The organism is Microbispora catharanthi (assembly GCF_006334915.2).
GTDB lineage: Bacteria > Actinomycetota > Actinomycetes > Streptosporangiales > Streptosporangiaceae > Microbispora > Microbispora catharanthi.
Map to the genome: position 1 here is coordinate 104,157 of NZ_VDMA02000005.1, position 13,158 is coordinate 117,314.

Annotated in this window: 13 protein-coding genes and 1 pseudogene; 8 read left to right on the forward strand and 6 right to left on the reverse strand. The window is 73.0% G+C overall.

Annotation, left to right across the window (positions count from 1 at the left end):
• Positions 1-69: 69 nt before the first annotated feature.
• From FH610_RS11035 to FH610_RS11045, 3 genes are all read left to right on the forward strand, one after another.
• Positions 70-1,266, forward strand: a complete 1,197-nt coding sequence (locus FH610_RS11035) for a hypothetical protein (RefSeq protein ID WP_161627979.1) — start codon at positions 70-72, stop codon at positions 1,264-1,266.
• A gap of 45 nt (positions 1,267-1,311) precedes the next feature.
• On the forward strand, positions 1,312-2,421 hold the full coding sequence (locus FH610_RS11040) for an RNA polymerase subunit sigma-70 (protein ID WP_139574230.1): 1,110 nt from the start codon (positions 1,312-1,314) through the stop codon (positions 2,419-2,421).
• 93 nt (positions 2,422-2,514) lie between these two features.
• A complete protein-coding gene (locus tag FH610_RS11045) occupies positions 2,515-2,955 on the forward strand; it encodes a hypothetical protein (protein ID WP_139574231.1) in 441 nt (146 codons plus the stop codon).
• Between the two features lie 6 nt (positions 2,956-2,961).
• On the opposite strand, the gene FH610_RS11050 is transcribed toward FH610_RS11045, so the two are convergent.
• Positions 2,962-4,017 carry a PucR family transcriptional regulator gene (locus FH610_RS11050; protein WP_240808894.1) on the reverse strand — a complete coding sequence of 352 codons (1,056 nt, stop codon included), beginning with the start codon at positions 4,015-4,017 and terminating at the stop codon, positions 2,962-2,964.
• Between the two features lie 83 nt (positions 4,018-4,100).
• On the opposite strand from FH610_RS11050, the gene FH610_RS11055 reads away from it, so the two are divergent.
• Both FH610_RS11055 and pruA read left to right on the forward strand, forming a co-directional pair.
• A complete protein-coding gene (locus FH610_RS11055; protein ID WP_139574233.1) occupies positions 4,101-5,012 on the forward strand; it encodes a proline dehydrogenase family protein in 912 nt (303 codons plus the stop codon).
• Positions 5,012-6,685, forward strand: a complete 1,674-nt coding sequence (pruA, locus tag FH610_RS11060) for an L-glutamate gamma-semialdehyde dehydrogenase (RefSeq protein WP_139574527.1) — start codon at positions 5,012-5,014, stop codon at positions 6,683-6,685. Before FH610_RS11055 ends, pruA begins: the two co-directional genes overlap by 1 nt.
• On the opposite strand, the gene FH610_RS11065 is transcribed toward pruA, so the two are convergent.
• Positions 6,679-7,956 carry an MFS transporter gene (locus FH610_RS11065; RefSeq protein ID WP_139574234.1) on the reverse strand — a complete coding sequence of 426 codons (1,278 nt, stop codon included), beginning with the start codon at positions 7,954-7,956 and terminating at the stop codon, positions 6,679-6,681. The genes pruA and FH610_RS11065 overlap by 7 nt on opposite strands.
• A gap of 97 nt (positions 7,957-8,053) precedes the next feature.
• On the opposite strand from FH610_RS11065, the gene FH610_RS11070 reads away from it, so the two are divergent.
• On the forward strand, positions 8,054-8,506 hold the full coding sequence (locus FH610_RS11070) for a winged helix-turn-helix transcriptional regulator (RefSeq protein WP_240808895.1): 453 nt from the start codon (positions 8,054-8,056) through the stop codon (positions 8,504-8,506).
• Positions 8,507-8,590: 84 nt separating this feature from the next.
• Here the strand turns inward: FH610_RS11070 and FH610_RS11075 are convergent, their stop codons facing one another.
• A complete protein-coding gene (locus FH610_RS11075) occupies positions 8,591-9,634 on the reverse strand; it encodes an NAD(P)-dependent alcohol dehydrogenase (protein WP_276607659.1) in 1,044 nt (347 codons plus the stop codon).
• Between the two features lie 190 nt (positions 9,635-9,824).
• Between FH610_RS11075 and FH610_RS11080 the strand changes: the two are divergent.
• A pseudogene (locus tag FH610_RS11080) lies at positions 9,825-10,034 on the forward strand (helix-turn-helix domain-containing protein); the annotation flags it as partial.
• Positions 10,035-10,058: 24 nt separating this feature from the next.
• Here the strand turns inward: FH610_RS11080 and FH610_RS11085 are convergent.
• Positions 10,059-10,391 (reverse strand): putative quinol monooxygenase, encoded by a 333-nt coding sequence (locus FH610_RS11085; protein WP_139574237.1) that lies wholly within the window; start codon positions 10,389-10,391, stop codon positions 10,059-10,061.
• A gap of 11 nt (positions 10,392-10,402) precedes the next feature.
• Entirely contained in the window at positions 10,403-11,389 is a 987-nt protein-coding gene (locus tag FH610_RS11090; protein WP_139574238.1) for a serine hydrolase domain-containing protein, read from the reverse strand.
• Between the two features lie 124 nt (positions 11,390-11,513).
• Here FH610_RS11090 and FH610_RS11095 point away from each other — a divergent pair, with 124 nt between their 5' ends.
• On the forward strand, positions 11,514-12,083 hold the full coding sequence (locus tag FH610_RS11095) for a copper chaperone PCu(A)C domain-containing protein (protein WP_139574239.1): 570 nt from the start codon (positions 11,514-11,516) through the stop codon (positions 12,081-12,083).
• Here FH610_RS11095 and FH610_RS11100 read toward each other — a convergent pair.
• Positions 12,066-13,127 (reverse strand): hypothetical protein, encoded by a 1,062-nt coding sequence (locus FH610_RS11100; RefSeq protein WP_139574240.1) that lies wholly within the window; start codon positions 13,125-13,127, stop codon positions 12,066-12,068. The two genes, FH610_RS11095 and FH610_RS11100, sit on opposite strands and share 18 nt — an antisense overlap.
• Positions 13,128-13,158 lie beyond the last annotated feature (31 nt).

The window sequence follows — 13,158 nt, forward strand, 5'->3', positions numbered from 1 at the left end:
TTAGGCCGTTATCTGAGTGAAATCATGTGATTAACTCGGCTCATGTCACGTCATGGGCCTGGTTTAGCGGTGGCGGCGGCGATGCTCATCGCCGCCGCCACGGCCTGTTCAAGCGGGGACTCCACGAAGGTGTTCAACGCCGGGAGCGAGTCCACCGCACAAGGGTCGGCGTCCTCCCCCGGTTCGCCCGGCGCGCTGCCGGGCAACGCGAACGCGGCGGGGCTGAGCGCGACGCAGACCGCCACCGCTGCCGCCGCACCCGCCGGCGAGGACGCCGGCCGGAACGGCGACGAGGCCGCTGAGAAGATCGGCGACACCACGGTCGCGGAGAAGATCGGCGACGTCCCCGCGGCCCCGACGCCGCACCCCTCCCCCCTTCCGTCTCCCGGCCTCTCGTCCGGCCCGCAGGCGACACCCGCGCCCACGACCGGAACCGAGACCGAACCGCCGATGCGGCTCGCGCGGCCCGCGCGCACCGCCGACCGGCCGGTCGTGGTGGACGCCATCGAACCGGAAGACGTGCCCCGGGCGGACCGCGTGCCCGCCCGGGCGATCCCCGGAGGCGCGAACGGTGCCGCGCGGGAATCCTCCCCGCCGTCGCGTACGCCGTCCGCTACACCGCCCCGCTCGTCCGGCGCCTCCGCGGGCGGCTGGGGCGACCCGGCCCTGGCCGAGGACTTCGGCGGGCGGGCGCTGCGCCTCGCCGGGGGCGGCGGCGACGTGGACCTGTCCGGAACGTCGGTCCAGCGGTACGGCCGCTGGGAGGTCCGCCTGCGGGCCGAGGGGGGCGCGCTTCCCGTCGCGCTGCTGCGGTCCGCCCAGTCGGGCGCCGCCCAGGACGCGGACTCGCGGCGCGACGGCTCCCGATACGACGGATCGCGATACGACGACTCGTGGCGCGACGATTCGGAATACGCCGGGCCGCAGGACGACATCGCGCAGTTCGGCGAGACGGACGGCGCGGCGACGGAGGACGCGGCGATCGGCGTGGCGGGGATCGCGGGCGGGCGGCGCGTGGAGCTGTCCGTCCGGCAGGGCCGGGAACTGGCCCAGGCCGCGATGGCGGCCGACTTCACCCAGTGGCACACGGTCACCGTCGACTGGCTGCCCGGCCGGGTGACCTTCTGGTTCGACGGCAGGCAGGTGTGGAACTACACCGGCCCGTACGTCCCCCGATCCCAGATGGGCCTGGTGTTGCGCAACGACGCCTCCGGCGGCTCGGTGTACGTCGACTGGGTGCGGGTCTACCGGGCTCCGGACCGGTAGCCTTACCGGATGATCTCGGATGCGTGACGGAGACGCGGGGCGGGTGTGAGCGAACGGCATGGCACGGCCGGGGAACCCCCAGCCGATCCCTCGACGGAACCCACGGCGGAACCCACGGCGGATTCCAGGGCCGAGCCCGCGGCGGAGGCGGTCCGGGCGGGTGACGAGGCCGTGTTCGGCGAGCTCGCCGCGCGTCACCGGCACGAGCTGCGGGTGCACTGCTATCGAATGCTCGGGTCGTTCACCGACGCAGAAGACCTGGTGCAGGAGACGCTGCTGCGGGCCTGGCGGGCGCGGGAGAGCTTCGAGGGACGCTCGACGTTCCGGGCGTGGCTGTACCGGATCGCCACGAACGCCTGCCTGGACGCTCTGTCCGGCCCGGCCCGCGCCCGCGAGATGGTGGCGGCGGACGTCTCGGAGAGCCCGGGGCGTCCGGCCGCGGCCGACGTCCCCTGGCTCCAGCCCTATCCGGACGAGCTGCTTGATCTGGCGGCGCCGGACGAGGGTGCGCCGGACGCGGTGGCCATCGCCCGGGAGACCGTCGAGCTGGCGTTCCTGGCGGCGATCCAGCACCTCCCGCCGCGTCAGCGGGCCGTACTGATCCTTCGCGACGTCGTCGGCCGGCCGGTGACCGAGACCGCCGAGGCGCTGGAGATGAGCGTCGCCTCGGTCAAGAGCGCGTTGCAGCGCGCCCGCGCGACGCTGCGCGGGCGGCTGCCCAGGCGTCGGGCGGACTGGTCCGCGGCCACCCGGCCCAGCCGCGACGAGCTCGACCTGCTGGAGCGCTACGTCACCGCCTCCAGGAACGCCGACCTGGCGGCGCTGGCGGCGCTGCTGCGCGAGGACGTCCTGCAGGCCATGCCGCCCGCCGCCCTGGTGTACGACGGGCGGGCGGCCGTGCTCGACATGTGGCGCCCGGTCCTGGAGGGCGAGGAGCGCTGGGGCGAGTGGCACTGCGTCCCGCTCGCGGTGAACCGGCAGCCCGCGGTGGCGAACTACGTGCGGCGGCCCGGTGAGACCTCCTACACCGCGGTCAACATCGACGTGTTGTGCGCCGAGGACGGCCTCATCACGGAGATCACCACTTTCGGCCCCGAGCTGCTGCCCCTGTTCGGCCTGCCGCTCTCCGCCGAACAGGCCGTTACCGCATCGTGATGCGGAATGACCGCGCGGACCGATTCCCTTTCCCGGCCCGCGCCGTCGTACGAGCGGTATCGCAGAACGCCACCGACGGAGAAGGGGAACACCATGCCGGACATCATCGAGACGACGCAGCCGGACGAGCAGGTCAGGGCGCTGGACCGGCTGGTCGGCTCATGGCGCGTGACCGGCGGCGCGGAGGGCACGGTCACCTACCGCTGGATGGAGGGGGGATTCTTCCTCATCCAGGACATCCGGATGGAGCAGGACGGCCAGCCGATCGTCGGCCTCGAGGTCATCGGCCGTGAGAGGTCCTACGGGACCGACAAGCCGAGTGAGGACATCAAGTCGCGTTACTACGGCAGCGGGGGCGACACCCTCGACTACGTCTACGAACTCGACGGCGACACGCTGACCATCTGGTTCGGCGAGAAGGGGTCTCCGGCGTACTTCCGGGGCACCTTCACCGCCGACGGCGACGCCATGACCGGCCGCTGGAACTACCCCGGCGGCGGAGGCTACGAGTCGAACATGACCAGGATCGGGTAGCCCCCTTCACGGGTGGGGCGGGAGCAGGGCCGCCGCCTTCAGCGACAGGTGGAGCAGCAGGCGGTCCTCCCCGTCGGCGAGGTCGAGCCCCGTGAGGTGCCCGGCCTTGCCCAGGCGGTAGTACAGCGTCTGCCTGTGCACGCCCAGCGCCGCCGCCGTCTCCTGGACCTGCCCGGCGTGGTCGAGGTAGGCCTCCACGCTCGCCGCGATCCTGGGCGTGAGGGCGGCCGACTCGGCGGCGAGGTCGGCCAGGTCGCGCGGGGACAGCCGGGCCAGCAGCCGGTAGACGCCGAGCGCGCTCCAGTCGGCGACCGGGGCGTGCCGCTCGACGTGCTCGGCCACCCGCAGCGCCAGCAGCGCCTCCCGCCAGCTCTGCCACGCCTCCCCCGGGTCGTCACGCGGGCCCCCGACTCCGGCGGCCATGCCGTACAGGCCGTGCAGGAGGCGCGCGACGTGCGCGGCCTGCGCGGCGGGCGCCAGCACCGCGAGCAGCGGCGCGTCCACGGCCGTGCCGGCCACGTCCGGGTCGGCCAGCACGCCGCGTGGCAGCGTGCGCGGCGGTCCGGGGACCTCCGCGGGCGTCCGCACGGCCACCGCCGTCACGGGTCCCTCGACGTCCACCCCGGCGGTGGCGCGGACCGCGGGGTCGGCCGAGAAGAACTGGCGCAGCGGGGCGTGCCGCCCGCGGGCCTGCGTGGCCAGCAGCGCGGCCGCCCGGCCGACCAGCGGGGCGACGGCGGCCAGGCGCTCGTCGGTGAGCGCCCCGGATTCGAGCGCCCACAGGTAACCGTAGGTCACCCCGCCGTGCCGCAGCGGCACGCACACGCGGCCGAGCAGGCCGGGCAGCCCGGGGATGCGCACCGGGCCCGTCGCGGTGGCGATGCCGTACGCCTCGAAGTGGGCCCGCACCTCGTCGGACGCGTGCCTGCGCAGGATCGACTCCTGCCGCACGCGGTCGATGTCCCCGCTCTGCGCGCCGTACGCCAGCAGGTTGAACGAGCGGTCCTCCAGCGTCACGGAGGCGTCGAGCAGCCGGGAGATCTCATCGACGATGTCTTGCATGCTGACATTCTTGTGCATTTGTCGAAAAATGCTGTGGCGGATGTCCGTGGAACTTCCGTGACGTGCGGATTTAGCCTGAGGCCATGCTCGGTTCCCTGCTTCTCGCGGGCTCACGCAGCCCGCTCGCCCGCCGGGCCGTGTCGGGGCTCCCGCTCACGCGCAAGGTCGTCGACCGCTTCGTGGCCGGGGAGTCCACCACGGACGCCGTCGCCGCGACGCGCCGCCTGACCGGCTCGGGGCTGTCCGTCACCATCGACCATCTGGGCGAGGAGGTCCGGGACCCCGGAACCGCCGTCGCCGCCGCCAAGGCGTACGTCTCGCTGCTGGAGGAGCTGCGGCCGCTCGGCCTCGGCGCCCGGGCCGAGGTGTCGGTCAAGCTGTCGGCCGTCGGCCAGGCCCTCGACCCCGGCATGGCCCTGGAGAACGCGCGGCAGATCTGCGCGGCGGCGCGGGAGTGCGGTTCCACCGTCACCCTGGACATGGAGGACCACACCACCGTCGACGCGACGCTCGGCGTGCTGCGCGTGCTCCGGGAGGACTTCCCCGAGACGGGCGTGGCGATCCAGGCCTACCTGTTCCGCAGCGAGGCCGACTGCCGCGATCTCGCGGGGTCGCGGGTGCGGCTGGTCAAGGGCGCCTACGCCGAGCCCGCCTCGGTGGCCTGGCAGAGCAAGGCCGAGGTCGACCGCGCGTACGTGCGGTGCCTGCGGGCGCTCATGTCGGGCACGGGCTATCCCATGGTGGCCACGCACGACGACCGGCTGATCGCGATCGCCGAGTCGCTCGCGGTGAGCGCCGGGCGCGGCCCGGACGACTACGAGTTCCAGATGCTCTACGGCATCCGGGCCGACAGGCAGGCGGCGCTGGCCGCGGCCGGGTCGCGGGTGCGGGTCTACGTCCCCTACGGCGACGACTGGTACGGCTACTTCATGCGCCGCCTCGCCGAGCGCCCGGCCAACGTCGCCTTCTTCCTTCGCGCTCTGAGGGGTAAATGATGGATGCGATCACCGACGTCCCGGTGCCGGCGAACGAGCCGGTGCACGCGTACGGACCGGGCAGCGCCGAGCGCGCGGCCCTGGAGACCCGGATCAAGGAGCTGTCGGGGGCGTCCCTCGACCTGACGATGACGATCGGCGGCGAGCGGCGCATGGCCGGCGGCGCCCCGATCGACGTCGTGCAGCCGCACAACCACGCCGCCGTGCTCGGCCGTACGGCCGACGCCACCGCGGCCGACGTGCGGGCGGCGGTGGACGCGGCGCTGGAGGCAGCGCCGCGCTGGCGGGCCCTGCCGTTCGAGGAGCGCGCCGCGGTGTTCCTCAGGGCCGCCGAGCTGCTCAGCGGCCCGTGGCGGGCCACGCTCAACGCGGCCACCATCCTCGGCCAGTCGAAGTCGGCGCAGCAGGCCGAGATCGACGCCGCGTGCGAGCTGATCGACTTCTTCCGGTTCAACGTCGCCTACGCCCGGCGGCTCCTCGCCGAGCAGCCGCAGTCGGCGCCGGGCGTGTGGAACCGCATGGAGTATCGGCCGCTGGAGGGCTTCGTCCTGGCGATCACGCCGTTCAACTTCACCTCCATCGCGGCCAACCTGCCGGCGGCGGCGGCGCTGATGGGCAACGTCGTGGTGTGGAAGCCGTCGCCGACGCAGCAGTTCTCGGCGCACTTCACCATGCGGCTGCTGGAGGCGGCCGGGCTGCCGCCCGGCGTGATCAACATGGTCACCGGCAACGGCGCCGGCGTCTCCGAGGTCGCCCTGCCCCACCCCGAGCTGGCCGGGATCCACTTCACCGGCTCGACGGCCACGTTCCAGCACCTGTGGCGCACCGTTGGCGAGAACATCGCGGGCTACCGGGGCTACCCGCGGCTCGTCGGCGAGACCGGCGGCAAGGACTTCATCCTGGCCCACCCGTCCGCGGAGACCGGTGTGCTGGCGACCGCGCTGCTGCGGGGCGCGTTCGAATACCAGGGCCAGAAGTGCTCGGCGGCCTCCCGGGCGTACGTGCCGCGCTCGCTGTGGACCCGGATGCGCGACGACTTCGTCTCGGCGGCCGAGTCGCTCACCGTGGGCGACGTGTCGGGCGACCTGTCGACGTTCATGGGCGCGGTGATCGACGCTCGGGCCTTCGCGAAGCACAGGGAGGCGATCGACCGGGCGCGGTCGGCGGACTCGATCGAGGTGCTCACCGGCTCCTACGACGACTCGGCCGGCTACTTCGTCCGGCCGACCGTGCTGGAGTGCGCCGATCCCACGGACGAGGTCTTCTCGAAGGAGTACTTCGGCCCGATCCTCGCCGTCCACGTCTACGACGACACCGCGTACGACGCCGTGCTGGACCAGATGGAGAGCGTCGCGCCGTACGCGCTGACCGGGTCGGTCATCGCGCGGGACCGGTACGCGATCGACGACGCCACCGAGCGGCTGCGCTTCGCTGCGGGCAACTTCTACGTCAACGACAAGCCCACCGGCGCGGTCGTCGGGCAGCAGCCGTTCGGGGGGGCCCGCGCCTCGGGCACCAACGACAAGGCCGGCTCGATCTTCAACCTGATCCGCTGGGTCAACGCCCGCACGATCAAGGAGACCTTCGTGCCCCCGGTCGTGAGCGGGCCGTACAAGGGCGACGTGCCGCAGGGCGGCTGGCAGCAGCCCGACCTCGGCGACCTCGGCTACTGACGGATCGCGATGCCCTCGGAACCCGATGCGGGGTTCCGAGGGCATCCGCGCGTCGCGGGGCGGGACGAGCGTGCGGACAGTCCCCAGACGGCGAGGGCCGCCAGGCTGAAAGCCGCGCCGAGCAGGCAGACGGCGCCCCAGCCCGCGACGCTGTACACGGTGGTGGAGGCCAGCGCCCCGGCCGCGCTTCCGGCCGAGTAGAACATCATGTAGCCGCCGATGACCCGGCTGCCCGCATCGGGGCGGTGGGCGTAGATCATGCTCTGGCTGGTGACGTGGACGGCCTGCACCGCCAGGTCGAGCAGGACCGCGCCGAGCGCGAGAGCCCACAGGGACCGCTGGGTGAGGGCCAGGGGGATCCAGGAGACCGCGAGCAGGAGCAGGGCTCCCCCGGTGGTCCGCTCGCCGAGGCCGCGGTCGTGCAGCCGCCCGGCCGGTGCGGCGGCCGCGGCGCCGGCGGCGCCGGCGAGACCGAAGGCGCCGATGGCGGTGTGGGTCAGGGACAGCGGTGGAGCGCTGAGCGGCAGGGCCACGCAGCTCCACAGCGTGCTGAAGGACGCGAAGACGAGCAGGGCGAGCACGCCCCGGGTGCGCAGGAGGGGTTCCGCGGCGAACAGCGCGACGGTGGAACCCAGCAGCCGGCGATAGGGCATGCGGGGCGGCGTCGTGGGCCGGCGCGGCAGGACGCGCCGCAGGGCGAGAGTGAGGAGCAGCATCGCCGCGGCCGAGGCGAGGTAGACGGCGCGCCAGCCGGCCAGGTCGGCCAGCAGCCCGGAAACGGTGCGGGCGAGCAGGATCCCGAGCACGATGCCGCTCGTGACCTGGCCCACCACGCGGCCTCGGCGGGCCTGCGTGCTCAGCGCGGCGGCGTAGGCGACCAGGGACTGGGTGACGACGGCCAGGAAGCCGACCGCGGCGGCGGAGGCGAACAGCAGGGGCGCGTGCGCGGCGGCGCCCAGGGCCGCGAGCGCCGCGGCCAGCAGCAGCGACTGCGTGGTCACCAGTTTTCTCCGGTCGAGCACGTCGCCGAGAGGCACCAGCAGGAACAGGCCCAGTCCGTAGCCGAGCTGGGTGGCCGTGACCATGGCGCCGGCCGCCGCCTGCCCGATCCCGAAGTCCTGGGCGAGGGTGGCCAGCAGCGGCTGCGCGAAGTAGACGTTCGCCACGGCCGTACCGGCGGCCAGGGCGAACAGCACCGTGGTTCCGCGTGGTGCGGGGCTCGCGTTCCCGGCGTGCGTCTCGTGCCCGTCCGTGGTCTCGCACGTGGCCATTACCCCTCCTGGTTTCAAGTTGCTACCAGGCGTGAGACTACGGGTAGCTGGTAGCATGTTGCAACCAAGGGGGCTACGGGAAAGAGGGACGACCGTGGTGAGACGGACCCGTTTCGACGACAGCGACTGCCCCGTGGCGCGCTCGGTGGACGCCATCGGCGACTGGTGGTCACTGCTGATCGTGCGCGACGCCTTCGACGGACATCGTCGCTTCGGCGAGTTCCAGCGCAGTCTCGGCGTCGCGAAGAACATCCTCGCCGCGCGGCTGCGCGCCCTCGTCGCCGGCGGCGTCTTCGAGGTCGTGCCGGCCTCCGACGGAAGCGCCTACCAGGAGTACGTCCTGACCCCCAAGGGCCGGGGGCTCTTCCCGGTGATCGTCGCACTCAGGCAGTGGGGTGAGGGCCACTTCTTCGCCGAGGACGAGCCGCATTCCGAACTGGTGGACCGGCTGTCCGCCCGGCCGCTGGCCCCTCTGCGGATCCAGGCCGCCGACGGGCGTCCCATCGCCCCCGAGGACACCGTCGTCGTCAAGGTTCCCCACCGTCACTGACGCTTCGACGCCTCCCGGCACCGCTCGTCTCGGCAAGGCGCGGTCGCGTCGGGCGGACAGCGTGCGGGCCGGTCGCGGTGCGTGTCAGCCGAGGGTGGCGGTGTCGATGACGAACCGGTAGCGGACGTCGGAGGCCAGGACACGCCGGTAGGCCTCGTTGATCTGGTCCGCCGAGATCAGCTCGACGTCGGCGCCGATGCGGTGCTCAGCGCAGAAGTTCAGCATCTCCTGCGTCTCGGCGATGCCGCCGATCATCGACCCGGCGTAGGAGCGTCGAGCACCGATGAGGGAGAACACGTTGAGGCTCAACGGCTCGGCGGGGGCGCCGACGTTGACCAGGGTGCCGTCGACGGCGAGCAGGCCGAGGTAGGCGTCGAGGTCGATGCGGGCGCTGACCGTGTTCACGATCAGGTCGAACCGGCCGGCGAGCCGCTCGAACGTGTCGGGGTCGCCGGTGGCGTGGTAGTGGTCGGCGCCGAGCCGCAGGCCGTCCTCCTGCTTCTTCAAGGACTGCGAGAGCACGGTGACCTCGGCGCCCATGGCGTGGGCGATCTTGACGGCCATGTGCCCGAGCCCGCCGAGGCCGACGACGGCGACCTTCTTGCCCGGACCGGCCCCCCAGCGGCGCAGCGGCGAGTAGGTGGTGATACCGGCGCACAGCAGCGGCGCCGCGGCCGCCGGGTCGATGCCCTCGGGCACCGACAGGACGAAGCCGGCGTCGACGACGACGTGGGTGGAGTAGCCGCCTTGGGTGACGGTGCCGTCCCGGTCCACGCCGCCATAGGTGGGCACCATCCCGTCCAGGCAGTACTGCTCGTCGCCGTTGCGGCAGTTGGCGCACTCACCGCAGGCGTTGACCATGCAGCCCACTCCGACCCGGTCACCCACCTGGTGCCGGGTGACGGCGGCGCCGACCTCGGTGACGATGCCGACGATCTCGTGGCCGGGGACCAACGGATAGGGCTGGGGTCCCCAGTCGCCGTTGACGGTGTGGATGTCGGAGTGGCAGATGCCGGCGTACTCGACCTCGATGAGCACGTCGTTGGGGCCGACGTCACGCCGTTCGATGATCGTGGGGGCCAGCGGCTCGGCGGCGGCCGGCGCGGCGTAGGCATGAACACGCATGATGATTGCTCCTCAGGTAAGGGCCCGCCCCCCCAAATGCTCACTGGGCCGGTGCTCAGTGGGCTGTGCTCACTTGGCTGGGCGAGGTGGCCGCCACCCATCCAAAGCGCCGGCCGGAGGGGGAGGAAGGCACCGGTGAAAGGTGTACTGGCAGGGCATCCCTGCAATGGGGAAGGTTACCTAGCCTGAAGACGTGGACAGCCGCACCGAGATCCGTGAGTTCCTGACCTCCCGCCGGGCCAGGATAGGCCCGCAGCAGGCCGGGCTGCCCTCCTACAGCACCCGCCGGGTCCCCGGTCTGCGCCGCGCCGAGGTCGCCCAGCTGGCCGGGATCAGCGTGGAGTACTACTCCCGCGTGGAACGCGGCGACCTGTCCGGAGTCTCCGACAGCGTCCTGGACGCCCTGGCCCGCGCGTCTGAGTCCGTCTCAGTCCTCGGCGGGGACGGCCATCTCGCCGAGGAGGGACCAGTCGTCCTGCGGGACCGTGACGTTGACGATTCTCGGGGTCTCGGCGAGGTGGGGCGGCAGCGTCCGCCGGGCCGTCCGGAAGTGCTCCGACCCGACGTGTGCCGCACCGGCCTCGTCGTCCCGGAACGCCTCGACGAGGACGTACTCGGCCGGGTCGTCGAGGCCGCGCGACCAGTCGAACCACAGGCAGCCCGGCTCGGCGCGGGTCGCCTCGGTGAACTCACGGGTGATCTCCGGCCACTGGTCGGCGTACTGCGGCAGCACCCGGAACCTGGCGGTGATGAAAATCATGCGGCGTCTCCTCACGTGATCGCGGGCAGGACGACGTCCTCCAGGACCGCCCTCGGCGCCGTGTCCTGGCCCGCCCCGTTGTAGTCGCCGGCGGTGACGGCCACGACGAGGCCGAGATCGGGCAGCAGGAAAAGCCGTTGGCCGCCGTTGCCCATGGCCGACGCCCGGCCGTCCGGGCCCGCGTACCACATGTACCCGTAGGAGACGCCCTCCCAGGCGGGCACACGCGGGCGCAGCATCTCCCCGATCCAGCCGGGGGCGACCTCCCGCTCCAGCACCGCCTGCCCGATCCGGGCGAGGCCGCGCGGCGTCAGACGCAGGCCGGAGGCGGCCAGAGCGCTCCCGTCGGAGCCGACCGACCATTCGAAGGCCCCGGCGCCGAGCGGCTCGAACAGCGCGGTGCGGGCGAACTCCTGAAGGCGCAGGCCCGTGCCCTTCTCCACGATCGCGCCGACGAGGGCCGCGGCACCGCCGCTGTAGCGCCACCGCTCGCCCGGCTCCTCCACGAACGGGCACTCCAGCACGTAGCGGCAGCGGTCCGGCGCCAGCTCCATCGCGATCTCGCTGTTCGCCGGGCTGGTGTAGGGCGCGCTCTCGTCCCACTCCAGGCCCATCGTCATCGTCAGCGCGTGGCCGATCGTCAGCCCGGCCCGGCGGGGATCGGCCGCCAGGTCGGCGTACTCGGGGAAGACCGACAGGATCGTCTCGCCGGGGTCCGGCGCCTGGCCGGACTCCAGCGCCAGGCCGTACAGCAGCGCCACCAGGCTCTTGGTGACCGAGCGCAGGTCGTGGAGCGTGTCCGGCCCGAAGTCCACGTGGCCGAGCGGAGTGTTCAGCACGTAGTCTTCGCCGCCGCCGTACCACTCGAGGACGACGCGGCCGTGCCGGGCCACCACGACGCCGTGCAGGGCCGGAGCGCCGCCCCGCCGTACGAGGGCGTCCAGCCGGAGGGGCAGGTCCGGCGCGAACCCGGCCTTCTCCGGGGAGATCAGCTGCATGCGTTTCCTTCACTTTCTCGGGGATTCCTCCTCGTCCCGAGGCTCGCATAATTTTCCGGTGCTAAACAACCGACATAGGGGGTACCCAGCCTCGAAAGACGCCTCCGAGCGAGCCGAGGTCGACATGCGCGGGATCCTGGCGGCTCTATGCGTCGCGGCCGCGGCCGTCACCGCCGCCTGCGGCGACATCAAGCAGGACTACTACACCCAGACGATGCCCCAGAACGAGGGGGCGAACGTGAACCTGCCCGGTCTGCTGCTCCGCAACGCCTTCATCATCGGCTCGCAGCAGCCCGCCCCGCCGGGGACCGACATGCCGATGTACATAATGCTGCTCAACGAGAGCGGCCGCACCGACCGTCTGGTGTCGGTGGACACCGGGGGCGTGTTCCGGGAGGCCCGCCTGCCCGCCGGCGGCCTGGAGGTCCCCGGCGGGAAGTACGTCGGCGGGACGGCCCTCCCCCAGGTGCTGCTCGCCGGCCTCACCCGCCCGCTGGGCAGCGGTGGCACGATCCCCGTGACGTTCCGGTTCCAGAACGCGGGGGCGGCCCGGGTCGACGTCCCGGTCCTGCCGCCCGGAGCGTGGAGGAGCACCTACTCCCCCTGGCCGGGCGCGTCGCCGAGCCCGTCGCCGGCCCTTTCGCCCAGCTCCTCGCCGGCCGTCTCGCCGAGCCCCTCACCCGCCGGGAGCTGACCCGTTCCGGATCTCGGGGTTCGCGTCGATGATCTCCTCGGCGACCGCGCGCAGGCGGGGCAGGTACGCGCTCACCTCGCTCGCCCTGTGCCGCAGGTCGTCCGGCGACCCGGCGCCCAGGTCGGCCGCCAGGTCCGCGAACCCGGCGAGGTGGCCCGTCTCCCCCGGCGCGTCCGCGGCGAGGATCTTCAGGCACCGGGCGTACGTCGCGGCGATCCAGAAGACGGCCTCGCGGTGCAGTCCCCGCTCGACGAGGTCGGCGCTGCCGTCCACCGCCACCGGCCGGGCCGCCGCGGTGACGTCGGCGGAGAAGGGGAACGGCGTGCGGGCCGCGGCCGCCGCCGCGTCGAAGGCCCTCGTCATCGTGGCGAGGTGGGCGGTGACCCGCTCGCGGGTCAGGTGCGCGCAGCCGAGCAGGCCGAGCAGTTCCTCGTAGACGTCCGTCCGGCCGTACGCGCGCAGGAGTTCGCGGACGGCCGGGTAGCGCAGCCGTACGGTGGGGTTGCGCAGCCCGGCGGCGAGGAGCACATGGGTCGTGATGCCGGCCGGGAACAGCCAGGCGGTGACCTGGTCGTGGAACGGTTTGCGGGGATCGAGCGCCGCCAGCCCGCCGGTGATGCGGCGTTCGGCGTCCTCGCACCGCAGACGGACCCAGCGCCGTTCGGCGAAGCCCGCCGCGACGGCGGCCTGGAGCCGGGCCAGCCGGCCGGTGGGGTCGGCGATCACGGTGTCGGTGCGGAAGGCGCCGGCCAGGTGGCAGGAGGCCAGCACGTCGTGCGCCGAGGCGAGCCCGTCCCAGGACACGTACGTGACCTCGACGAGCACGCCTTCCCAGGGGACCTTGCCGAGCTTGGGCGGCGGGACGGGATCGGTGACCACGACCGCCACGTCGACATCCGACGTGGGCGGCAGCATCGCGTCGGGATCGGCCCAGGCCGCCGACCCGGTCAGATAGGCCCCGGCGAAGTTCGCGGCGGAGGCGGCCTCGCGGTCGACCCATCGGGCCGCCGCGGCCCGCGCGTCCCGCACCCGTGTCCCTCGCATGATCCACAGTGAACCACAGGGACGAAGGTGG